The 23,671-nt window shown below is 42.0% G+C and carries 19 protein-coding genes; 13 read left to right on the top strand and 6 right to left on the bottom strand.

What is annotated here, in order from left to right; genetic code table 11:
• Positions 1-256: 256 nt before the first annotated feature.
• Complete coding sequence (locus tag ACFWE9_RS04800; RefSeq protein WP_230161640.1) at positions 257-2,326, top strand: catalase; 2,070 nt, start codon at positions 257-259, stop codon at positions 2,324-2,326.
• Between the two features lie 65 nt (positions 2,327-2,391).
• Here ACFWE9_RS04800 and pepT read toward each other — a convergent pair whose 3' ends face one another.
• From pepT to ACFWE9_RS04775, 5 genes are all read right to left on the bottom strand, one after another.
• Complete coding sequence (pepT, locus tag ACFWE9_RS04795) at positions 2,392-3,627, bottom strand: peptidase T (protein WP_377355835.1); 1,236 nt, start codon at positions 3,625-3,627, stop codon at positions 2,392-2,394.
• Between the two features lie 159 nt (positions 3,628-3,786).
• Positions 3,787-5,250: an alpha-amylase gene (locus ACFWE9_RS04790; RefSeq protein WP_230161645.1), complete on the bottom strand. Its 1,464-nt coding sequence runs from the start codon at positions 5,248-5,250 to the stop codon at positions 3,787-3,789.
• 425 nt (positions 5,251-5,675) lie between these two features.
• Complete coding sequence (locus ACFWE9_RS04785; protein ID WP_377355833.1) at positions 5,676-7,412, bottom strand: CotH kinase family protein; 1,737 nt, start codon at positions 7,410-7,412, stop codon at positions 5,676-5,678.
• Positions 7,413-7,481: 69 nt separating this feature from the next.
• On the bottom strand, positions 7,482-8,174 hold the full coding sequence (locus tag ACFWE9_RS04780; RefSeq protein WP_377355832.1) for a DUF4956 domain-containing protein: 693 nt from the start codon (positions 8,172-8,174) through the stop codon (positions 7,482-7,484).
• Positions 8,175-8,210: 36 nt separating this feature from the next.
• The gene (locus ACFWE9_RS04775) at positions 8,211-8,894 is read right to left on the bottom strand and encodes a polyphosphate polymerase domain-containing protein (protein WP_377355830.1); all 684 of its coding nucleotides are present in this window, start codon (positions 8,892-8,894) and stop codon (positions 8,211-8,213) included.
• Between the two features lie 257 nt (positions 8,895-9,151).
• Here ACFWE9_RS04775 and ACFWE9_RS04770 point away from each other — a divergent pair, with 257 nt between their 5' ends.
• The 12 genes from ACFWE9_RS04770 (at position 9,152) to rbsB (ending at position 23,517) form a co-directional block, all read left to right on the top strand.
• Positions 9,152-10,504, top strand: coding sequence for an aspartate aminotransferase family protein (locus ACFWE9_RS04770; protein WP_230161651.1), 1,353 nt, complete (start codon positions 9,152-9,154; stop codon positions 10,502-10,504).
• Positions 10,505-10,511: 7 nt separating this feature from the next.
• Entirely contained in the window at positions 10,512-12,020 is a 1,509-nt protein-coding gene (locus tag ACFWE9_RS04765) for a pyridoxal phosphate-dependent decarboxylase family protein (protein ID WP_377355828.1), read from the top strand.
• Between the two features lie 2 nt (positions 12,021-12,022).
• A complete protein-coding gene (locus ACFWE9_RS04760) occupies positions 12,023-13,828 on the top strand; it encodes an IucA/IucC family protein (protein ID WP_377355826.1) in 1,806 nt (601 codons plus the stop codon).
• Entirely contained in the window at positions 13,818-14,402 is a 585-nt protein-coding gene (locus ACFWE9_RS04755) for a GNAT family N-acetyltransferase (protein WP_230161654.1), read from the top strand. The genes ACFWE9_RS04760 and ACFWE9_RS04755 overlap by 11 nt, the downstream gene beginning before the upstream one ends.
• The gene (locus ACFWE9_RS04750) at positions 14,377-15,705 is read left to right on the top strand and encodes a lysine N(6)-hydroxylase/L-ornithine N(5)-oxygenase family protein (RefSeq protein WP_377355824.1); all 1,329 of its coding nucleotides are present in this window, start codon (positions 14,377-14,379) and stop codon (positions 15,703-15,705) included. The genes ACFWE9_RS04755 and ACFWE9_RS04750 overlap by 26 nt, the downstream gene beginning before the upstream one ends.
• 22 nt (positions 15,706-15,727) lie before the next feature.
• Complete coding sequence (locus ACFWE9_RS04745; protein ID WP_377355822.1) at positions 15,728-17,539, top strand: IucA/IucC family protein; 1,812 nt, start codon at positions 15,728-15,730, stop codon at positions 17,537-17,539.
• Between the two features lie 342 nt (positions 17,540-17,881).
• Positions 17,882-18,868, top strand: coding sequence for a LacI family DNA-binding transcriptional regulator (locus tag ACFWE9_RS04740; RefSeq protein WP_230161663.1), 987 nt, complete (start codon positions 17,882-17,884; stop codon positions 18,866-18,868).
• A complete protein-coding gene (gene rbsK, locus ACFWE9_RS04735; RefSeq protein ID WP_230161657.1) occupies positions 18,865-19,749 on the top strand; it encodes a ribokinase in 885 nt (294 codons plus the stop codon). Before ACFWE9_RS04740 ends, rbsK begins: the two co-directional genes overlap by 4 nt.
• A complete protein-coding gene (gene rbsD, locus ACFWE9_RS04730; RefSeq protein ID WP_230161658.1) occupies positions 19,746-20,138 on the top strand; it encodes a D-ribose pyranase in 393 nt (130 codons plus the stop codon). The genes rbsK and rbsD overlap by 4 nt, the downstream gene beginning before the upstream one ends.
• Positions 20,139-20,153: 15 nt before the next feature.
• Entirely contained in the window at positions 20,154-21,635 is a 1,482-nt protein-coding gene (locus ACFWE9_RS04725; RefSeq protein WP_377355819.1) for a sugar ABC transporter ATP-binding protein, read from the top strand.
• Position 21,636: 1 nt separating this feature from the next.
• Positions 21,637-22,581 (top strand): ABC transporter permease, encoded by a 945-nt coding sequence (locus ACFWE9_RS04720; RefSeq protein ID WP_141992385.1) that lies wholly within the window; start codon positions 21,637-21,639, stop codon positions 22,579-22,581.
• Between the two features lie 15 nt (positions 22,582-22,596).
• Positions 22,597-23,517 carry a ribose ABC transporter substrate-binding protein RbsB gene (gene rbsB / locus ACFWE9_RS04715; RefSeq protein WP_230161660.1) on the top strand — a complete coding sequence of 307 codons (921 nt, stop codon included), beginning with the start codon at positions 22,597-22,599 and terminating at the stop codon, positions 23,515-23,517.
• A gap of 66 nt (positions 23,518-23,583) precedes the next feature.
• On the opposite strand, the gene ACFWE9_RS04710 is transcribed toward rbsB, so the two are convergent.
• Positions 23,584-23,671 (bottom strand): IS3 family transposase (locus ACFWE9_RS04710; protein ID WP_377355861.1); only part of this gene is annotated, 88 nt, incomplete at its 5' end.

Genomic DNA, 23,671 nt, shown 5'->3' with positions numbered 1-23,671 from the left:
CTTGTCAGTCAGTTCCTCCTATGGCTCGCTGGAGGTAAAATATGATCCTGGAAATGAAGCGGTCGCAACGTCCTCAGTGATTAATAACTGGGGATTTTCATTTTATAGGAGTGGAGGCACCATTTTCTATAATTCTGTTTAATTGTCAAAATAGAGTGGTATATGAGGAAAGATAACGCGATTATTCCAGATTATAAGGAAAATACATACAACACGACTTACTGAATTTTTTTAGACATGGAGGGGAATGAAAAGGATGACAAATGAAAACGAAAGCAAAAAAGTCAATGAACAAAGTAAGAATCGACAGTTGGCCCAATATCGAGTCGACGGTAACGGGAAAAAGATGACGACTAACCAAGGTTTGCGTATTTCTGAGGATGAACATTCTTTGAAAGCAGGAACCCGCGGCCCAACATTGATGGAGGACTTTCATTTCCGTGAAAAAATGACCCATTTTGACCATGAGCGGATTCCTGAGCGGATTGTTCATGCACGTGGGTCAGGAGCACATGGATACTTTCAGGTGTATGAGCCGATGGCTGAATTTACAAAGGCCAAGTTTCTTCAAGACCCTTCAGTCAAGACACCAGTATTTGTTCGATACTCGACTGTAGCTGGATCCCGCGGATCGGCAGACTCGGTTCGTGATGTTAGGGGATTCTCGACCAAGTTTTATACCGAGGAAGGAAACTATGATTTGGTCGGAAATAATATCCCTGTATTTTTTATTCAGGATGCTATGAAGTTCCCGGATTTAATTCATGCGGTTAAACCTGAGCCTCACAATGAAATACCTCAGGCCGCATCTGCCCATGATACTTTTTGGGATTTTGTCGCCAACAATGAAGAAACCGCACATATGATCATGTGGCATCTTTCCGATAGGGCCATACCAAGAAGTTTCCGAATGATGGAGGGGTTCGGTGTCCACACATTCCGTTTTGTGAATGAAGAAGGTGTGGCCCATTTCGTAAAATTCCATTGGAAGCCTGTACTGGGTGTTAAATCGCTTGTTTGGGATGAGGCACAGAAAATTGCAGGGAAAAACCCTGATTTTCACCGCCAAGATCTGTGGGAAGCAATCGATGCAGGAAATTATCCTGAATTTGAATTTGGCGTGCAATTGATTAAGGAGGAAGAGGAGTTCAAATTCGATTTTGATGTTCTCGATCCTACTAAACTATGGCCGGAAGAACAAATCCCGGTGAAAATAATCGGGAAAATGGTTTTGAACCAAAATACAGATAACTTTTTTGCAGAGACGGAACAGATAGCTTTCCATCCGGGGCATGTTGTACCGGGAATTGATTTTTCCAATGACCCGCTGCTTCAGGGACGCTTATTCTCATACACCGATACACAGTTATCCAGATTAGGAGGTCCGAACTTCCATGAGATTCCGATAAATAGAGCGGTTGCGCCTGTTCATAACAATCAACGCGATGGCATGCACCGAATGTCAATAAATCCGGGGCAGGTCAGTTATCATAAGAATTCCTTGGCAGGTAACTCTCCGGAACCTGCTTCAGAAGAGGAGGGCGGCTATACACATTACCAGGAAAAAGTCGATGGCAGAAAGGTACGTCAACGCAGTGAAAGCTTCAAGGATCATTACAGTCAGGCTAAACTATTCTGGAATAGCATGACGGAAGTGGAGAAGGAGCATATTATTCAGGCTTTCCACTTTGAAGTGGGAAAAGTGAAAAGTAAGGACGTTCAGCAGCAAATTGTCGAGATGTTCAGCCATGTAGATGTTGAACTGGCTAAAACAATTGCCATTGGAGTGGGAGTGAATCCACCAACAAATAAGAATCAAGTCGATATGGATTTGTCTTCTTCTGCTTTAAGCCAAGAGCAAATGAAAGTGAATACGGCTGCAACAAGAAAAGTGGCAATCCTGGCTGCAGATGGTTTCGACGGTTCCGAGGTAAATCAAGTCTTGGAATCATTTAAATCGGCAGGGGTAACTGCAGAGATCATTAGTAATACTCGAGGAATGATTACAAGTTCAAAAGGACAGGAAATCGAGGTGAATCAGACATTCCTGACAGCCGATTCGGTACTTTTCGATGCAGTATACGTGGCAGGAGGTCAGGAGAGTGTTGATGCTCTGAAGGCATCCAAGGAGCCCATGTACTTTGTTGAGGAAGCTTACAATCATTTCAAAGCGATTGGCGCGGGAAAAGAAGGAGCCGAAATCTTATCAATGGCAGGCATAGCTTCCACTGATCTAGCCATGGGCATTGTAACTGTTACCGATAATAATAGTGGTTCTGCCTTTATCGAGGCAATTGCCAAACACCGTCACTGGTCACGCTTTTAATTTTGGATGAAAAACCCCCGGACTTGGAGTCTGGGGGTTTTTCAATAAAGACATTTCATTTCAGGCTACTTCGCTTTTTCTTCAAAGAGCGAGGTAATGCTAACAATCACCTTGGTGGCCATTAACATATTATCGACGGAAATAAATTCATATTTGCCATGAAAGTTCTCGCCACCCGTAAAGATATTGGGTGTTGGGAGGCCCATATACGATAATTGAGATCCGTCCGTACCTCCGCGTATTGGCGAGATTTTAGGTTTTATTCCGAGTTTATCCATTGCCTCATAGGCAATGTCGACGATTTCTTTGACTGGCTCAATTTTTTCCTTCATGTTGAAGTATTGGTCTTCCAATTTAAGCTGGACGCGATTTTGACCATATTTTTCTTTTAATTCTTCGATGACCTTCGTGATATATTCCTTACGATCGTTAAATTTTTGGCGGTCGAAATCCCTGATGATGTAAGAAAGCTTGGTCTCTTCCACATCGCCATGGAATGAAAGCAGATGAAAAAATCCCTCATAACCTTCCGTATATTCCGGCGCTTCTGCCACTGGAAGTTTGCTATGAAATTCCATGGCAATTTTAGCCGAGTTCACCATTTTTCCTTTGGCTGTACCAGGGTGAATATTCGCTCCTTTGAACAGTATCTTGGCCGATGCTGCATTAAAGCTCTCATATTCAAGTTCCCCAAGTGGGCCACCGTCCACGGTATAGGCAAATTGGGCACCAAAAGTTTTTACATCAAACTTATGTGGTCCCCTGCCGATTTCCTCATCGGGGGTAAAGGCCACACGGATTTTTCCATGCTTGATTTCCGGATGTTGGATCAAATAATCCATGGCAGTCATGATTTCGGCAATGCCGGATTTATTGTCCGCGCCTAACAGGGTTGTACCATCCGTCGTGATCAATGTATGCCCTATATAGTCCTTAAGCGAAGGGAAATCATTCGGTGAAAGGATGACGTCCAATTTTTCATGTAAAGTAAGATCACCGCCATCATAGTTTTCAACAATCTGAGGTTTTACATCTTTGCCGGTGAAATCCGTTGCTGTATCTATATGAGCCAAAAATCCTATTGTCGGGACATCCTTATCTGAATTGGTAGGCAAGGTCGCCATGACATAGCCATTCTTATCCATTGTTACTTCCTCCATCCCAATGGATTGCAGTTCCTTTACCAATGTATTTGCCAAGGTTAGCTGTCCGGGGGTAGAGGGGCATGAGGGGCTTTCCTCATTCGATTGCGTGTCCACTTTCACATAGGAAGTAAATCGTTTAATGATATCATTTTTCACTTTTCCTTCAGCTCCTTTTTTACCTTATCTTACCATGATTGGTCAGAATGGAAAAATTATCTTTCCCGGAAAACATACTATTGCATCCATGGCGGGGGAAGGATAGCTCAGCAAAGAACAGCATATCCGCAAATGACATGCTGTTCTTTGCTATCTTTTTTAGAGTGGATTATTCAAGGCCCATACGGATACGCTTTTTCCATGAACGGGGAAGGTCGCGAAACCATCTTCCTCAATGGTAATGTGATCATCTCTATGATAAGTTAAATCACTCCAGACTTCGCCAGCTCGATGTTCACCGACGAACATCCTTTTTTCACTGTTGTGATCTCCATTGGAGACAACGACGGCACAACCAGAGCCTTGTAGCTCTTCAATCCCCATACGGACCCAGCCTATCGTATTTTTGTCATCAAAATAATCCTTCTGTTCTCCGTAAGCTTTTTCATACCTGGCATATAAGAGGCGATCTAATATATCCTTTTTCCCTGGTACCGGAGAAGGCCCGCCGATTCCGTAATAATCCCCATAAAAGACACAGGGGTAACCGCAAAGTCTAAGTAAGATTAGTGCATATGCTGATGGTTTAAACCAGTCCTTTACCCAAGATTCCAGTGATTCATGAGGTTGGGAATCATGGTTGTCGACAAAAGTAACGGCCTCTGCCGGATTGGTTTGGACGAGGGTGTCATTAAAGATGGTTGAGAGGTCGAAGTCTGTTCCTGCGTTTGAAGCCTCATGAAATTTATAATGCAGGGAAACATCGAACAAGTTGAGGTCATGATTGGTTTGCTCTAAGTATGTTTGACAAGCTTTAACATCCGCTTTCCAAAATTCGCCTACCATGAAGAAATGTTCCTTTGTATAAGGAATGAGCTCTTTGAGAAAATCATTGATGAATTCATAATCGATATGTTTAACGGCGTCTAAACGAAAACCATCACACTTTAACGTATCAACCATCCATTTCCCCCAGCTAATCATTTCCTGACGAACTTCCGGCAGACTATAATCGATGTTGGCAAACATTAAATAATCATAATTTCCAAATTCATCGATGACATGCTGATTCCAGTGCTTATTTTCGCCTGTGATTCGATATACTCCCATTTTGTCGTTTTTGGCATCATAGTCTGTACCATTAAAATGAGTATGGTTCCACTTGAAATCAGAGTATTGATTATTACGGCCAGGAAAATCGAATTTTGTCCAGCCTTCCATTTCAAATGGTTCTGAGATATCCTCCATTCGGTTGTCTGGATTGACTTCAATGACTTCAAGTTTTTCGGTTCCGTCAGCTCCTGCTTTATGGTTCATGACCAAATCGATATAAACACAAAGTCCGTAATTATGACAGGTGTCTATTGCTTGCAGCAATTCATCTTTGGTCCCGTATTTGGTACGAACGGTTCCTTTTTGGTCAAATTCCCCCAAATCGTAACCGTCATATATTCCATATCCATTATCCCCAACGGATTGCCCTTTGGTAACTGGCGGAAGCCAAACGCAGTCAATGCCTATATCCTTCAACTTGGAGGCTGCATACTTCAATCTGTCCCAATGAGAACCATCTGCCTCAAGATGCCACTCAAAAAATTGCATCATCGTATGATTTCTTTTCATCCGTTTCCCCCCTGACACCGACCCGTTTTTAACAAAAGTGAAACTGTACAATCGGATAAAGTAATAATGGAAACCTTTACCCTCTAAAATCAAATGATAAACAAGTGAACAATCCTCTGGATAGAGGTTCATCTACCTCTCTATTTTACTATTTTATACCAAAAAAGGGTATTTTATATTGATTAGCAGCTAAAAATTATTCAAATGTGGAGGAATAACCCGGAAAAGGCTGTACGCCAATACAACAAAAAAAGTATCCCGCATATTTTGGGATACCTCAGATGGTAGACAAACTCGATGAAAATCGTTTGTATACCGTTTTTTTATGGCTTTTACAATTTGACCGTTGATTGTAAAGTAGAGAACTCTCGGCTTACGCTCCAATCAACTTTTTTATAAAATTTAGATCGAATCTCTTTAGTCTATTATCCTTTTTTACCTCTTCGTCTAAAGAAGTGGGCGAAAGCCATTGCACCAAATAATAAGAATAGGAGCACGGTAGATAGAATGATCGTATCTTTGGAGGAGCCGCTGTTATCTGCCCCCTTTTGGCCCATGTTCCCGTTTATGCCAGGAGGTGCACCATTGCCGCCGCGGTCCATGGCAGCAGCCCCATTCTCGCCGCCGCCCATATTTGGTGGTTGCTGGCCGTCATTTGCGTCATCGCCCATATCAGGAGCTCCACCGCTCATACTGCTTTCTGTCTCAGCTTCCACAACCAGGTCGCCAGAAAGTTGTGCCAAGATGGATTCTGCTCGTTGGGAAGCGAAGTCGACAAGGGTATCCTCGCCTGACGTTGCTTCTGTATACTCGTCCATTGTATAAAATTTGGTAGGATCCTTTTTCACATATGGTGTGATTAATGTTGTGATTTCAGTGGTCATTGCTGTCATATTTTCTTCAGAGAAAAAATCTTTGGCAATGTCGTCTAGATAATCATTATATTTTTCACGGTACTCGTCTTTGGAAAGCAGGGCATTCAATAAAGGGCGATCTTCAAGGGTCGTACCGGAAACGGGCTCAGTAATGCTGAAGTTGATATTACTTTCATTCATGAAATTGGAACTCATATCCATCATTCGCCCACCGTTCTTATTTGGGGCTTCTTCAAGGAGTTCCTTGTCATCCTGCTTAGCAGTATCGCCGTTACTCTCAGCCGTCGCTTCATCTTTTTGGTCAGCGGCCCCTTCATTGCCTTCATTATTATTTTCTTGATCGAAGGCACCCGCCTGTCGTCCGCCGCCACCGGAATAACCGCCAAATGACATATTATAGTCCCAAGGCAATATGGAAAAGATCCCGTTCTCTTCATATAGGTAGTAATTGTGCTTTTTATCTCCTTGATAGTGATCGAGGTTGACAAGGGCAGTATTGGCTGCGAAGTAGCGTAGCATTTCATCGACATCCAGTACTTCCTCTACATTCCCCCCATTATTGATGGCATCAAGCATTTTGATCATGGCGGATTGGTCCGAATGATCGTTTGTTTTCAAGTTTATTCCTGTGTAGTCATCAATGTCTTCGCTGATCCACTTTAAATCGCTTCCTGTACCATCCGGATAATAGAGGTCGCCAGTGCCATCAGTGAAATTGGTATTTAGGAAGGTTTCTTCTATTGCTTCCACACCTAGATAAAGGCCCCATTCCTTTCCGTTGATGGTCACGTACATATAGGAATGTCCTGGAGTCGCTATGCCCATCTTGTCCATTAATTCATAGGAAAGATATTCTCGCATATAGGTGGGATCACTGTAATTATTATTGAGGGCCAACTTTTTCAGGCCGTGTAAATCTTGATCTTCCTGATAATAATCAAAGTCTATCTTCCAGCTGTAACGATCGGAATCTCCCATTTGAACAACGGAATTCAAGGAAAGGTTTCCCTTGGTACGGAATCCTACATTTTTAACCGTCTCCCCATCGATCGTTACATCCGCGTCAACGATTTCCTTTTCAGAGGGGTTATCCAGGATGGAATCTAAATCTTCATCAGCCAGTGTTATATCTACGGTTGTCACCTTACTTTGATCAAATACAGATTCTGTATAAGTATTCCCTTTTGTGGCTTTTTCAACTTGAAGATTGGGAAGGAAAAACATCACTGCTATAAAAATTATTATCAGTAATCCAATGGTCGCTACAACATATCTTGTCTTTAACATGCCAAGGCTCCTTCTCCCTGTATTCTTATATAGAGGGGTGGGCATGGATTTTTATGTCCGCCATCTATCTTAAGCTGTAAAATTGCCATCATAACTTAACATGATGGCAGAGTGCACGCTGTTCATGTCCTTGACTTGGTTAATAAATTCCGCATTATTATCTTTTAATCGAATTTCATAGGTCACTTCGAGGTTATTATCCGCCATGATGGATTTCGATTTGACGGAATGCTTTTTCACCTTGTTGGATATCATTTCTTCTAACGTTTTTTCAATGGATGCATCTGAATATTTAACGATTAATAAAAATGGATTTTCAACAGTGATTCGATTCGCAAATATGAGCATGACGATACCTATTAAAATGGCACCGATGATAACCAGTGGAATCAATCCCGCCCCACATAAAATCCCGGACGCCGCTGCCCAGAAAAGGAAGACCAAGTCCATCGGATCTTTGATCGGCGTCCTGAATCGTACGATGGAGAGTGCACCGACCATACCCAGGGAGATAACGATATTAGTTGATATACCCATGATGATCAAAGCCGTGGCCATTGTCATGATGATGAGGGAAATATTGAAATTGTGTGAGTACATCACACCTGAAAAGGTCTTCTTATAAATGACGTAAATGAACAAACCGATGGCAAATGCTAACAGTAACCCAATTAGAGAGTCAATGATGGAAAAGCTCTCGGTCTTGTCCAAAAAGCTTGATTTGAAAATGTCATTAAAAGTGCTAGTGGTCGTCGTATCCATGTGCTATTCCTCCAAAAATTATATGTTTAGCTGAAATCAGCCGTATCTTCTGCTTAGTTGATATTTTGAAAAAGCTGTTTTTCTAGTATCGATGATGGATAATAATTGTTTGATGATATCCGGAAGGAATTCGTCAAACTTTATTTCCAGGATGACCCAATCCGGGTCTAAAGCATCAACCATAATTAATTCGGGATTCAGGAAGTCCGTATCCCGATAGCTCGTTTTCACGTTGCTGTCAAAGGTGACCCGTACATTTCCGTATTCATAGATAAATACCTCCCTTTCATAGTCAACAACGGTTGTAGGCTTGATTTGGAAAAGGGTCATCTGAACGTAAAGATCCCTAAGGATATCCCTTGAATCTTCGGACATCCAATCTATATCTCCTGAACGAATCCGTTCGTATTCTCTAGCAGAAAGCCTGCACTTCTGTTTATAGGTAAGGTTATTCCGCTTACTCTTTTTTTCTAGATTGATGAAATCAGTATTATGATCATAAAGTCTGGCTCTGAACTTATCCCTATGATAGAACCCCTCTGTTTTTTGCCGTAGGATTTTATTGTCAAAGTTATCGAAATAGACACTTCGAATTAAATACTTCCCATCCAGCCCATGGGGATCAAGCCTCATGAAGTTTTGCAGATTATTTCTTAATAAGTGACAATCCGCTTTGGTGATTGCATGTTTGAGTTCCCGCCTGCCCTTTAAACCATTCATTGTTGTTCCTCCATTTCTATGAATTTTTACTGCGTTCAGCTTATAAACAGAATCTTAATAAAACCTTAAGAACATTTTTTTGTTCAATAGATAAATAGAGAATAGGCCCCAGTTTTAACCTTTTCTTAATTTTATTGGGAATTAATAGAAGAAAAATGAGTGTATTTACTCATTGAGAATAATTATCATTATCAGTAAAATGAATTCCATGATAATGATAATTATTCTCAACTAATTCAATACATGGAGGGTTTACTATGGTAACGAACATGCTTACAAAAAATGATCAATTACTGGAACAACAAAATACAAGGGAATCAAATGCCCGATCTTATCCTAGAAGATTACCCATGGCCATCGATCAAGCGGAGGGAATTTACCTAACAGACATGGATGGAAAACGATATATCGATTTTCTTGCCGGAGCTGGAACATTAGCACTCGGACACAATCATCCGGCTGTGCTTGAAGAAATGGAAAAAGTTCTTAAGGATAAACGGCCTTTACATACATTGGACTTTACGACGCCAATTAAAGAGCAGTTTGTTGATGAAATTTTTGAAAGCCTGCCTGAAGAATTTAGGAAAAATGCAAAAATTCAATTCTGTGGTCCTACTGGCGGAGATGCCATTGAGGCAGCACTTAAATTAGTTAAAACAGCCACTGGCAACAGAAGCATTTTATCGTTCCAAGGAGCTTACCACGGGGCAACCCATGCAACCATGTCAATCAGCGGTAATACAAAACCGAAGGAAAAAATACAAGGGTTAATGCCAGATGTACAATTCCTTCCATATCCATATCAATATCGCTGTCCTTTTGGAATAGGCGGAGAAGAAAGTCATAAAATCAGTAGCCAGTATATCGAAAACCTATTGAACGATCCTGAGTCCGGATTATTGGCACCTGCAGGAATGATTTTAGAGGCAGTACAAGGTGAGGGAGGTTCTATTCCCGCTCCAATTCCATGGCTTAAGGAAATCAGAAGAATAACAAAAGAGAAGGGCATTCCGTTAATTATCGACGAAGTTCAATCAGGTATCGGCCGTACAGGGAAAATGTTTGCCTTTGAACACGCAGGAATCATTCCGGATGTTCTTGTACTATCCAAAGCAATAGGCGGAAGTCTTCCATTATCGGTGGTGATTTATAACAAAGAGCTGGACCTATGGTCTCCAGGTGCACATATCGGTACGTTCCGTGGAAATCAATTGGCGATGGCGGCAGGAACAGCAACTTTAAGGTACATGAAAGAGACGAATCTTGTGGAGCATGCCGCTAAAATGGGAGAAATCTTACAGGATATTCTTAAAGATTTGCAAAAAGATATTCAGCAGATCGGGGATGTTCGAGGCCGAGGATTAATGGTCGGTGTAGAAATGATCAATCATGAAGAACCGCAAAATGCGAATGGAAGCTATCCTGCAAACTCAGAACTTGCCAGTGCCATTCAACAGGAATGTTTTCAAAGAGGGTTGATTCTGGAGGTTGGCGGCAGACATGGAAGTGTAGTGAGGTTCTTGCCTCCATTGATCGTAACGGAATCCCAGCTTCGCGAGGCCACTGAGATTTTTGAACAAGCTGTTCGTACAGCTGTTGCAAGAGGGTGAATGACCAATGATCGAAACGATAAATAAAACGGATTTTGCCTATTCTCCATTGTTCTTGAATAACGAAGAAGGTTTCAATAACTACAGCCAGTCATTAAAAATCATTGAAAAAAGGCTGACGAACTTTTTAAAAGGGAACAGCTCACCATACTCTGGGAAAAAACCGTATGAAATAGAAGCAAGATTAAGCGAGCTGAACCTCTCCTCTCCAAAGGGGGAGACAATGGAAGCTGTAGCGGCTGAGCTGGCAGAGTTTGTTATTAATGACAGCATCAATGTGCAAAGCCCTGCTTGTATCGGACATTTGCATTGCCCGACATTAATACCTGCCGTGGCTGCCGAAATGGTTATAGGTACGTTGAATCAATCCATGGATTCATGGGACCAAAGTTCGACGGCCACCTTCGTGGAAGAGCGTTTAATAGATTGGCTGTGCAGCCAGGTGGGGTTACCGGAACAAGCGGATGGGATTTTCACAAGCGGTGGAACCCAATCTAATTATATGGGCCTGCTATTGGCGAGGGACGCTTATTGTAAGCGTGTCTGGGGAGTGGACGTTCAACAGCATGGCTTGCCGGCTGAGGCGAAAAAATTGCGGATCTTATGCTCCGAGGCTGCCCACTTTACGGTTCGTAAATCAGCGGCACAGCTGGGGCTTGGTGAACAGGCCGTCATCACGATTAAAACGGATTCAAATCATCGTTTGTCCATAGATGAATTAAATCATCAGCTGCTGCTTTTAGCGGAACAGGATTTACTTCCATTTGCCATCGTTGCAACGTGTGGAACAACGGATTTTGGATCAATCGATCCATTGCATGAATTGTCCGTAACTGCAAGGAAGAATGGGATATGGCTGCATGTCGACGCCGCATATGGCGGCGCGATGATTTTAAGTAAGGATTACAAAGAGTTAATCAGCGGAATTGAACAGGCCGACTCAATTACGGTTGATTTTCACAAATTATTTTATCAACCCATCAGTTGTGGTGCTTTTCTTGTCTCGGACAGCAACTCATTTCAATATATCCAGCATCATGCCGATTACTTGAATCCACAGGAAGATGAAGCGGAGGGCATGGTTCACTTAGTCAATAAATCGGTTCAAACGACGAGAAGATTCGATGCACTGAAACTCTGGATGTCATTGAAGGTCGTTGGACTGGATACCTTTGCCGAAATGATTGACTATACTTGTCACCTTGCACGTGAAGTGGCTGTGAAGATCGATAAAGAGGAAGGATTCACCGTATTAAATAAAGACCCTGAATTGAATGCGGTTGTATTCCGTTATAATCCCGAGGGAGAAAGTGATCAGTTAGTAAATCTATTAAATAAACAGATTCAACAAGAATTACTGAAAAGCGGACGGGCCTTTTTAGCGAAAACGCGTTTTGAAGGACAAGTTTATTTAAAAATGACACTATTGAATCCAATGACAAGGCTTGAACACATAGAGGACATTTTAGACGAAATTCGAGTATTAGGTGAAATGTTCAAGATGATGGAGGAATGAAGATGAATGGAAAGCAGATAGCTGAAAGGGCGACGATGCAAAGCTTTCTGAATTGCTATTTCCGGGAAACCGGAAATTGCAGTTTAGAAGAAATGAAAAACTGGCCAAATTTGGAGGGATCCATACAGGATTCATCATTATTGGTCAGTAAGCTCATATCCCAAGATATTGCTTTGCTTGTTCCGCTTAAATATTGGTCTGAAACGGGGCGTCATATTTTCAACTTCCCGATATACTACCAAACGGCATCCAAACAAGTGCATGAATTAGATTACGTGACAATGGTCTCGATTGTTTCCAAAGAATTATTGAATGAGCAGGGCCGAACGGATAGTGAAGATGAATTGATGCTGCGTGTCATCCTAAGCAGCCAAAATATTCAACGATATGTTGAAGCCAGGACAGAAGACATTGATGCACTTCAAAGTCCTGATTTTACCTACATTGAAGCAGAGCAGTCGCTTTTATTCGGGCACCTGTTCCACCCGACACCGAAAAGTAAGCAGGGCATTTCTGAAAAAGATGAATGGATTTATTCACCCGAATTAAAAGGGGAGTTTCAGCTGCACTACTTCCTGGCGGAACCTTCGATTGTCATCCAAGATTCTAGTGAAGTCCGATCGGCAAGTGAGATCATTAAACAGGAATTAGCTGGTGACTTGGAAATTTCAAGTGAATTCCGTGCAACGCATTGCCAAAAGGAAAGCCGTTATATCATCATCCCAGCACATCCGCTTCAGGCAAAAGTGCTTATCGAAAAAGAAGAGGTCAAGAAGCTAATCGAGCAAGGAACACTAGTTTATGCGGGACCTCTTGGGAAAAAATTCACGGCTACCTCTTCCTTTAGAACGGTATATAGTGCCACATCGAGATATATGTACAAATTTTCCGTTCCGGTTAAAATCACAAATTCTTTACGTGCAAATCTACAAAAAGAATTAGATCGTGGTGTGGAAATTGCAAAATTAATAGATTCTAAAGTGGGCGACGATCTAAAAGAACGGCACCCTTCCTTCCGAATTATAAAGGACCCTGCTTATCTAACGATCAAAACGACTGAGCAGGAATCAGGATTCGATGTTGATATTCGGGAAAACCCTTTTTATGAAAATAATAAACAAGCAAGCCTGATTGCCGGCTTATGTCAGGATAATGCCTACGGTGCACCGTCAAGGCTTGGAGCGATCATCCGCAAATTATCAGCTGAAGAAAACCGCAGTACCGAAGAAGTAAGTAAGGATTGGTTCAAAACCTATCTGTCAATGACATTAAAACCGATGCTTTGGCTATTTGAAGAGTATGGAATTGTTTTAGAAGCCCATCAGCAAAATTCCATCATCCAACTTCAAGATGGGTATCCATCCACTTATTATTATCGTGATAATCAAGGGTATTACTATTGTGAGTCCAAAGTGGACAGGCTGCTGAAGATCTTGCCTGAACTAAGTGAAAAAAGCTTCACGATTTGTTCTGATGAAGTCGCTGAAGAAAGACTGCAATATTATTTCTTTTTTAATCACTTATTAGGCTTGATCAATAATTTTGGTACGGAAGGATTAGTATCAGAGAAAACCCTGTTACAGCTCGTTCAGGAACAGCTGGAAGCAAGCAGCAGGGAGAGCGAAGATGAAGGGTTGAATCGAGTTGTTTCAAAGTTGCTTCATGCCCGGGAATTATCTTGTAAGGCCAATTTACTGACGCGATTTCATGATATGGATGAACTTGTTGGTTCACTTGAGACGCAATCCGTTTATACAACGATTGAAAATCCGTTCGCGCAGGGGGTTATGGCCGTCTATGAAAAATAGTTATGAAGAAATGCTGAAGGACCATAATCAACAGCTTTCATTTGTCAAAGTTGAATTTGAAAGGGATATTGATACCCTGCATGGATGGATGCATGAAGAACATGTGATACCCTACTGGAATTTAAATTTCACAAAAGAAAAATTTGCCGTCCATTTGAAAAAGGCATTGGCTGATGCACACCAAACACTCTATTTAGGATGCCTGGACTCAATCCCCATGAGCTATTGGGAATCGTATTGGGTAAAAGGCGATATCATTGAAGATTATTATGAATCCGAAGAGGGAGATCAAGGTATTCATTTACTCATTGGTGATCCGGATTATCTAGGAAAAGGACTGGCTTTGCCGTTTTTACGTGCGATGGTGAAATTCCAACTACTGACTTCAACCACAAGCAAAGTGATGGCTGAACCGGATATTCGAAATGAAAAAATGATTTACTTATTTGAAAAGTGCGGGTTTACCCCAATTAAAGAAATTGAGCTCCCTGACAAAAAGGCATTACTGATGTCATGTACACGAGGGAATTTCGAGAGGAAGTGGAAGTATGGAGAAGCAACAATCTATCTATGACCTGGTAGGAATAGGGATAGGTCCGTTTAACCTTGGGCTTGCGGCCCTTTTGGAGAAAACCCCAGAGTTGAATGCCGTCTTTTTTGAGAAAAAGCAGGAATTTAATTGGCATGAAGGGATGCTGTTGGAAGGGACGACTTTGCAGGTACCGTTCTTTGCTGATCTAGTTAGCATGGCAGATGTGACAAGCCCTTATAGTTACCTGAATTATTTACAGCAGCATGATCGGCTCTATCATTTCTACTTCCTTGAAAAATTCTTGATTCCACGAAAAGAATATAACGACTATTGCCGTTGGACTGCCCATCAACTAGATAGCTGCCGTTTTGGAAAAGCGGTGGAGGCGGTTGAATATATAGGGGATCAAGATGAACCCTTCTATCAAATCAGTGTAAGGGATGCACAAACACAAAAGATCGAAGTCTATTATAGTCGTCATGTGGTCATGGGAGTTGGCAGCGCCCCGACCGTTCCGTCGGCCTTTCATCCATATATGGGAGAGAGTATCCTGCATTCGGCCGATTATTTACGGAATAAAGAAAATATCTTAAAGAAAAAATCCGTTACGGTTGTCGGATCTGGACAGAGTGCAGCCGAGGTCTTTCTGGATCTGCTGAATGAGCAGGAGAAATATGGCTACCAGTTAAACTGGTATACAAGATCTAAGGGATTTTTCCCTATGGAATATTCAAAACTTGGGTTGGAATACTTCACTCCGGATTACCTTGATTTCTTTTATCGGCTGCCACAGGAAAAGAAGGATGAAATTCTGCCGAAACAGGATTTATTGTATAAAGGGATCAGCGCTACGACAATTGCAGCCATTTTTGACAAGATGTATGAAAAGTCGATTGGAAATGCCGAACTTTCCATTGAACTTCGGGCCATGACGGAAGTTACGGCGGTAACCCCCACTGATACTGGCTGGGGAGTGAAATGCCGACAGTGGGTGGAAGATAGCGAATTTGATGTGGACTCAGAGGCGATTGTTTTTGGAACGGGCTATAAATCAACCCTTCCAGCATTCCTTGAAACCATGGAAGACCTTATAGTCCGTGATGACTTGGGGCGTCTTGCAATAACGAAAGACTATCGGGTAGGAACGGCCATATCTGCGCCGAATCACCTGTTTATTCAAAATGGCGAGATGCATACACATGGCGTGGGTGCTCCGGATCTCGGCTTAGGGGCATTCAGAAATTCCATTATTATCAATCAATTAGCAGGTAAAGAAGTTTATCCATCCGAGCCTAAGGGTGCTTTTCAGTCATTCCGTGTAAAATCACCAGTCATGGCTTACTAAGAGAAGGGAAGGGGAGCATTATATGCAGTTCATAAATGAAGTGGAACAGGCAGTTTCGGAAAAAAAATGGTCGATAGTAAACCAAAAACTGCTAGCTAAGATGATTTCTGAATATATGTATGAAGATATGATCCATCCAGCTGTCTTGAACGAAAATGCAGCAGGAAACCTATATGAGTTAAAGATAAATGAGGGGAAATCTTATCAATTTTTGGCGTCGCCCCGTCTTTTTGACAGCTATGATGTACAAGCTGATTCGATCCAGGTATGTGAAACGGGAGGTTTAACACAGGCCACTGATGCTATTCAATTCATTTTAGACATCCAGCCGTTAATTGGGATGACTGCAGAAACAACAGGACATTTAATCAAGGAATTCCATCATACGCTGCTTGCGGATCTCCAATTACTATCCAAGCCTGAACAGGACGCGGATGATTTAGTCGAACTGGATTATGCGTTACTTGAAGGAGAAATGAGCGGTCACCCTTGGATTGCTTATAACAAAGGAAGAATCGGTTTCGGTTTTGATGATTATTTGAAGTTTGCTCCAGAAAACCAGAAAGAAGTTCAGTTATCTTGGATTGCTGTACATAAAACGAGGGGTGAGTTCAATTCAATCGAAACGCTATCCTATAAGCAATTGATGGAGAATGAACTGGATGGTGAAACCCAAAAATCATTTGCAAAAAGATTGACAGAGAAAGGGCTGAACGCAGAAAACTATTTCTATCTCCCCGTCCATGAATGGCAGTGGAAGAATGTAATCATCCAGAACTTTACCGATGATTTGGCTAAAGGGCTGATTGTAGCTTTGGGAAATGGACCTGATGAGTATCTGCCGCAACAGTCCATTCGGACATTCGTTAATGTATCGAATAAGGATAAACATCACGTCAAGCTGCCGATGAGCATTTTAAATACGCTAGTTTACCGTGGATTACCAGCGGAGCGCACAGTCATTGCCCCAAAAATTACAACGTACATAAAGAACATTTATGAAAATGATTCATTCTTGAAGGAAGAATGCAAAGTAGTGCTTCCTGGTGAAGTGGCCAGTTTAAACGTAGATCACCCGTATTTTTCCAAGCTAGAGAATGTACCTTACCAATATTTAGAGATGCTCGGTGGAATTTGGAGAGAAAGCATTTACAGTTATATGGAAGAAGGCGAAAAGCCGATTACGCTTGCGTCCCTTTTACATGTGGACAGCAAAGGGAAACCATATGTGGAAAGCCTTATTGAAAAATCCGGATTGACTGCAGAAGTCTGGACAGCACAATTATTCGACGTCATTCTTTCACCATTATTACATTTTATCTATCAATATGGATTGGTCTTCTCGCCGCATGGTCAAAATACCATTTTAGTTTTGAAAGATTACAAGCCACACCGTTTAGCCATCAAGGATTTTGTGGATGATGTAAACGTCAGTGATCAGCCGCTTCCAGAATTAAGCAGCCTTCCTGATGATTTAAGAAAAGTACTGAGAAGTGAAACTCCCGAGGGGCTGGTTCAATTCATTTTCACGGGACTATTCATCTGTCATTTCCGATATTTGTCAACACTTCTGATGAAGAGGTCCCTTTTGGATGAGAATGTTTTTTGGGAGGGTGTCGCTCAAACAATCCTTTCACATCAGAAAAAATTCCCTATGTTACAGGATCGTTTTGATACATTCAATTTCTTTGCGCCAAAATTAACAAAGCTTTGCCTGAATAGAAATCGGATGCTTCAATACGGATATAGCGATGGAGAGGATCGTCCTCATGCATCTGAGTTTGGGTATGTGAATAATGCCCTTTATGAAAAGTTACCTGCAAAAACGCAATAAAGTTAAATTGGCTCAGATCTTTGAGCAGTTTCAGACTGTAGACATACTCGATAATAATTGAGTACGTCTACAGTTTTTTTGAGGGTTTGTAAAAATCCGAACGTTGATTTCCACTCCAGGCACTCTCTATCCAATCAACTTTGAGATATAAAGCCTATATAGGCGTAACGCAAAGAAACGATAGAGTTCGATAAATATTAAATGTACGCTTAAAAAAGCATTGTGTTATCCTCGTTGGTTCAAATTGCCTAAAAATTATCTTTGGAATAGGGCTTGCCGTTCATATAAATTGGTGATAAGCTATTGTGTAAACGGTTACACAAAATTATTGAGGGTGATATATTGGCAACGATTCGGGATGTTGCAAAGGAAGCGGGAGTTTCTGTCGCAACGGTTTCTAGAGTTATGAATGGCAGCGGTTATGCACATGAGGACACAAGAAAGGCGGTCATGGCAGCTGTAGAAAAACTAAATTATAAACCGAATGAAGTAGCAAGATCCCTCTACAAACGTAAATCCAAATTGGTTGGTTTGATTTTGCCGGACATTACGAACCCCTTCTTCCCGGAAATGGCAAGAGGTGTAGAAGATTATCTGCAGCAATTTGGATATCGGTTAATTTTTGGAAATAGCGATGAAAAGAGAGATAAAGAAATAGAATATATTGACACGTTTCTGCAGAATAATGTAGTGGGCATGATTGCTTCAACTAGTGAAGAGGCCAATGAAAATTTCGATAACCTGGAAATTCCAGTTGTCCTTCTCGACCGTACAGCAGAGAAATTACCAGCTGTTTATTCTGATCAAAAGACAGGCGGTAAGCTGGCAGCTCGTGTACTGCTTGATAGAGGCAGTTCAAATATCGTTCTTATTAGGGGTCCAGTCGAAATAAAACCTGTATTTGAACGGTACAAGGCTGCATTGGAGGAATTGACACTAGCAAAAGTGAATGTGCAAGTCATGGATTCTTCCCTTACCCTTCAAGGTGGACAAGCTTGTGTAGAAAAACTGTTCGAGCTTTATCCGGAAACTGATGGAATCATTGCCTGTAATGATATTGTTGCGGCAGCCGCCTTGCAAGAGATTTTAAAAAGGGGTATACGGATACCAGAAGATATACAATTGATTGGCTATGATGATATTGCTTTCACTACGTTATTGCACCCGCCATTATCGACCATACGTCAGCCAGCCTATGAGATGGGGGCACAGGCAGCGGAATTACTTATTAAAAAGATCAATCAGGAAAAAATAGAAGAAACACACAAAAAACTCCCTGTTTCTTTTGTGGAAAGAGAAACAACGAGAAGGAAGGCGGAAAAGCCATGATTAAAATTGCAGTAGTGGGAAGTTCTTCAATGGACTTAGTGGTCACATCAACTAAGCGTCCTATAGCAGGGGAAACGGTTCTAGGAGATTCTTTCATAACGGTTCCTGGAGGAAAAGGAGCCAATCAGGCTGTTGCGGCAGCCCGTCTAGGTGCAGAAGTATCGATGATAGGATGCGTAGGAGATGATTTTTATGGGGAAATCATCTTAGAAAACCTGAAAAAAAATCATGTAAATACGAAGTATGTGGAACCGGTTACAGGGTCTGCCTCCGGAACCGCCCACATTACCCTTTCAGAAGGGGATAACAGTATTATTGTCGTAAAAGGAGCGAACGATTTCATTACGCCTGAATATGTACAAAAGGCGATAAAGGTCATTGAGGAAGCGGATATCGTCATGGTTCAGCAGGAAATACCTGAAGAAACGGTGGAATACCTGGCTGAATTGTGTAACAAGCTTCAAAAGAAATTGCTTTTGAACCCAGCCCCAGCCCGTAAGCTAAGTGAGGGAGTCATTCAACAGGCAGCATTCCTCACGCCGAATGAGCATGAATTCGAAATACTGTTCAATGGGAGAGAACAAACGAAGGTCTTGACTGAATATCCGAATAAATTATTCATTACCGAAGGAAAAAATGGCGTCCGTTATTTTGATGGCCATGAAGAAAAGGTTGTTCCTAGCTTTGTCGTGGAAGCAGTGGATACAACAGGCGCAGGAGATACATTCAATGCAGCTTTCGCGGTGGCTGTGGCAGAAGGGAAAAGCTATGACGAATGTTTGTTATTCGCGAACCGGGCAGCCTCCATTTCTGTGACGAAGTTAGGAGCTCAAGGTGGCATGCCGACAAGGGAAGAAGTCGAAAGGGGCCTTGAAGCATGAAACGTCAAGGAATCATCAATAGTTCAATAGCCAAGGTCCTTGTTGACCTTGGTCATACGGACTATATAGTCATAGGTGATGCCGGACTCCCGGTGCCTCCAGGAGTTTCTAAGATAGATTTAGCGTTAACGCCTGGAACACCATCATTTCAAGATGTCGTTCGGGCCATTCACGAAGATATGGTTGTTGAAAAAGTTATTGCCGCAACTGAAGTGAAGGAGAAAAATCCAGAGCAGCATCAATATATGGAGCAGCAATTCAGAGAACCCATTGAATATGTTTCCCATGAGGAATTTAAAAAGCTGACAAGTAACGCAAAGGCAATAATCCGGACAGGAGAGACAACGCCGTATTCAAATTGCATATTGCAATCTGGAGTATTCTTTTAAAAAGAGGTGAAAGGCATGCAAATCGAAATGCACAATATTTATAAGGCATTTGGTCAAAACAAGGTATTGGAAGGTGTTCATTTTTCTTTGGAAGCCGGGGAAATCCACGCGCTTATGGGGGAAAATGGAGCAGGGAAATCAACCTTGATGAACATTTTGACTGGGCTGCATAAGCAAGATCAAGGAACGATTAAGATTAACAGCACAGAAACCTCATTCAAGGATTCAAAGGAAGCGGAAGAGTCGGGAATGGCGTTTATTCGACAGGAATTGAATATTTGGCCTGAAATGACCGTGCTAGAGAACCTGTTTATCGGCAGGGAAATGTCTAATCCTTTCGGTGTCTTAAAGAATAAACAAATGAAAGCGTGTGCAAAGGAGATTTTTAAAACGCTTAATATCTCCCTTCCTTTTGATAAGGAAGCCGGACTTTGTTCTGTCGGGGAACAGCAAATGATTGAAATCGCCAAGGCGTTGATGACGGATGCGGAAGTCATCATCATGGACGAGCCCACAGCAGCTTTAACTGATAGAGAAATAGAAAAGCTCTTTGAAGTGATGAAGGGACTTACCAATAAGGGTGTATCGCTTGTTTATATTTCTCACCGAATGGAAGAAATATTCGCCATTTGTGACAGGATCACTGTAATGCGTGACGGAAAAACAGTCGATACGAAAAGAATTGCAGATACAAATTTTGATGAAGTCGTGCAAAAAATGGTCGGGCGGGAGCTGGAGGATCGTTTTCCTCATCGTGAAGCGAATCCTGGCGACATAGTCCTCGATGTAAAAGGTTTAACTAAAAAGGGGCTTTTTGAAGATATCCATTTCGCGGTTCGGCAAGGTGAGATTGTCGGTGTAGCCGGATTAATGGGAGCAGGCAGAACAGAAATAATGCGCGCCCTGTTCGGGGTCGACCAAATAGACAGCGGTGAAATTACCATTGAAGGCAAGAAAGTTTCCATACGAAAACCAACGGATGCAGTTCGACACGGCCTGGCTTTCATTACGGAAAATCGTAAAGAAGAGGGATTGATCCTGGACTTTTCTGTAAGGGAAAATATTGGCTTGCCGAATCTCAAGAGTTTTGCTCCTAGCGGAATCGTAAAAACGGAAGATGAAATAAACTTTGCCGAAATGATGATCAAGCGACTTCATGTGAAGACATCTTCTGCTGAAACGATCATCGGCAATCTATCCGGAGGAAATCAACAAAAGGTGGTAATAGCCAAATGGATCGGCACCTCCCCTAAAGTTTTAATTATGGATGAACCGACCCGAGGCATAGATGTTGGTGCAAAACGTGAAATTTACGAGTTGATGAATGAATTGACGGAGCGAGGCATCGCAGTCATCATGGTTTCGTCAGAACTTCCGGAAATCATTGGAATGAGTGATCGAATCCTTGTGGTTCACGAAGGTGAGATTGCTGGGGAATTGTTAAAGCAGGAAGCGACGCAAGAAAAAATTATGGCATTGGCGACAGGAGGGAACTAGGATGAAACTTGAGGCAACAGGGAAAAGCGGGATTTGGCAGAAATTTGGACCTTTACTCGCCTTGGTACTATTATTCATCGTAATAACCGTTTTAAATCCATCATTCATGGAACCGAATAATATTTTGAATTTATTGCGTCAAACCTCCATCAATGCACTTATTGCATTTGGGATGACCTTTATCATATTGACAGGTGGCATCGACTTGTCCGTCGGTTCCATTTTAGCTCTATCCAGCGCACTTATGGCTGGTATGATGGTCTCGGGATTAGATCCGATTTTAGCAATATTAGTAGGCATTCTACTAGGTGCAATAATGGGTGTAATCAATGGGATTCTCGTTTCAAAAGGGAAAATGGCCCCTTTCATCGTAACACTGGCCACCATGACGATTTTCCGTGGATTAACGCTTGTATATACCGATGGTAAGCCAATTACTGGAATTGGTGATTCTGAAATGTTCCAAATGCTTGGGAGAGGTTACTTCCTCGGACTGCCTGTACCAGCCGTTGTGATGGTTATCGCTTTTTTCATCCTATGGTTCCTGCTTCATAAAACATCATTTGGCCGTAAAACATATGCCATTGGCGGAAATGAAAGGGCTTCCCGTATTTCGGGGATTAAAGTGGACCGAGTCAAAGTGGCCATATACGGTCTGGCCGGTACGATGGCAGCAATTGCCGGTGCCATTTTAACATCCCGTCTGAATTCGGCACAGCCAACGGCAGGCCAATCCTATGAAATGGATGCCATCGCAGCCGTGGTGCTAGGTGGAACGAGCCTTTCAGGCGGTAAAGGGCGGTTGTTCGGTACGCTGGTGGGTGTCCTGATCATCGGTACCTTGAATAACGGCATGAATTTACTTGGTGTATCCTCTTTTTACCAGCAAGTGGTAAAAGGTGCAGTTATATTAATCGCGGTCTTACTTGACCGTAAAAAATCATAAGAAGAGGTGTAATCAATGAAAAAAATAGTATCGATCATCATGGTTCTTTCTTTAATGGTCTTAGCTGCCTGTTCAATGGATTCTGGTCTAAAAGATGATAAAAAAGAAAAGAAAGACTCCATGAAAGACGTGAAAGTCGGAGTCAGCATCTCAACTTTAAACAATCCATTCTTCGTTTCCTTAAAAGATGGTATTGAAAAAGAAGCAAAAGAAAAAGGCATGAAAGTTACAGTTGTTGACGCCCAAGATGATACAGCAAAACAGATTAGCGGAATTGAAGATTTAATTCTTCAAGAGGTTGATGTCCTTCTTGTGAATCCTACTGACTCTGCGGCAATAACTTCAGCCGTTCAAGATGCAAATGATGCGGGCATTCCCGTTATCACGATTGACCGTTCTTCAGACGAAGGTGACATTGAAACGTTCATCGCTTCCGACAATGTGGCTGGCGGTGAAATGGCTGCAGAATATCTAGTTAAAGAGCTTGGCGAAAAAGCGAAAGTAGTGGAGCTTGAAGGGGTATCTGGAGCATCTGCAACTCGTGAACGCGGGGAAGGCTTCCACAATATTGCGGACAAGCAATTAGATGTTCTGACAAGTCAAACGGCAGAATTCGACCGGACAAAAGGTCTTAACGTCATGGAAAATATCCTGCAAGGTAATAAAGACATCCAAGCGGTGTTCGCTCATAATGACGAAATGGCACTAGGAGCCATTGAAGCAATCAAGGCAGCAGGAAAAGACATTATCGTGGTTGGTTTTGACGGAAATGATGATGCATTGAAAGCAGTTGAAAAAGGTGAACTAAAAGCTACAATCGCCCAACAACCGGCACTTATCGGTGAAGAAGCGGTTAATGCGGCTGAAAAAATCTTAAAAGGTGACAAAGTGGATGACACAATATCGGTTCCATTGAAATTGGTCACCAAAGAATGATTGTTTGCAAACAAAAAGAGAGCCGGAACTTTGAAGTGAACCCAAAAAGTTAGACACTGTATTTAATTAGGCAGCCTTGAGGGCATGAATCCGGTAATCTACCGGGCTCATGCCTTTTAATTTTACCTTGATTCGTTGATGATTGTAGTAATGG

This window comes from Peribacillus sp. NPDC060253 (assembly GCF_042727425.1).
In the GTDB taxonomy this organism is placed as follows: Bacteria; Bacillota; Bacilli; order Bacillales; family DSM-1321; genus Peribacillus.
Note: the sequence above shows the minus strand (reverse complement) of the source record. Positions and strands in the feature narration are given on the sequence as shown.

Coding starts and splice junctions, on each gene's coding strand:
- ACFWE9_RS04800 (WP_230161640.1), top strand. CDS start 257: ATGACAAATGAAAACGAAAGCAAAAAAGTCAATGAACAAAGTAAGAAT.
- ACFWE9_RS04790 (WP_230161645.1), bottom strand. CDS start 5,250: ATGAAAAGAAATCATACGATGATGCAATTTTTTGAGTGGCATCTTGAG.
- ACFWE9_RS04785 (WP_377355833.1), bottom strand. CDS start 7,412: ATGTTAAAGACAAGATATGTTGTAGCGACCATTGGATTACTGATAATA.
- ACFWE9_RS04780 (WP_377355832.1), bottom strand. CDS start 8,174: ATGGATACGACGACCACTAGCACTTTTAATGACATTTTCAAATCAAGC.
- ACFWE9_RS04775 (WP_377355830.1), bottom strand. CDS start 8,894: ATGAATGGTTTAAAGGGCAGGCGGGAACTCAAACATGCAATCACCAAA.
- ACFWE9_RS04770 (WP_230161651.1), top strand. CDS start 9,152: ATGGTAACGAACATGCTTACAAAAAATGATCAATTACTGGAACAACAA.
- ACFWE9_RS04765 (WP_377355828.1), top strand. CDS start 10,512: ATGATCGAAACGATAAATAAAACGGATTTTGCCTATTCTCCATTGTTC.
- ACFWE9_RS04760 (WP_377355826.1), top strand. CDS start 12,023: ATGAATGGAAAGCAGATAGCTGAAAGGGCGACGATGCAAAGCTTTCTG.
- ACFWE9_RS04755 (WP_230161654.1), top strand. CDS start 13,818: ATGAAAAATAGTTATGAAGAAATGCTGAAGGACCATAATCAACAGCTT.
- ACFWE9_RS04750 (WP_377355824.1), top strand. CDS start 14,377: ATGGAGAAGCAACAATCTATCTATGACCTGGTAGGAATAGGGATAGGT.
- ACFWE9_RS04745 (WP_377355822.1), top strand. CDS start 15,728: ATGCAGTTCATAAATGAAGTGGAACAGGCAGTTTCGGAAAAAAAATGG.
- rbsK (WP_230161657.1), top strand. CDS start 18,865: ATGATTAAAATTGCAGTAGTGGGAAGTTCTTCAATGGACTTAGTGGTC.
- rbsD (WP_230161658.1), top strand. CDS start 19,746: ATGAAACGTCAAGGAATCATCAATAGTTCAATAGCCAAGGTCCTTGTT.
- ACFWE9_RS04725 (WP_377355819.1), top strand. CDS start 20,154: ATGCAAATCGAAATGCACAATATTTATAAGGCATTTGGTCAAAACAAG.
- ACFWE9_RS04720 (WP_141992385.1), top strand. CDS start 21,637: ATGAAACTTGAGGCAACAGGGAAAAGCGGGATTTGGCAGAAATTTGGA.
- rbsB (WP_230161660.1), top strand. CDS start 22,597: ATGAAAAAAATAGTATCGATCATCATGGTTCTTTCTTTAATGGTCTTA.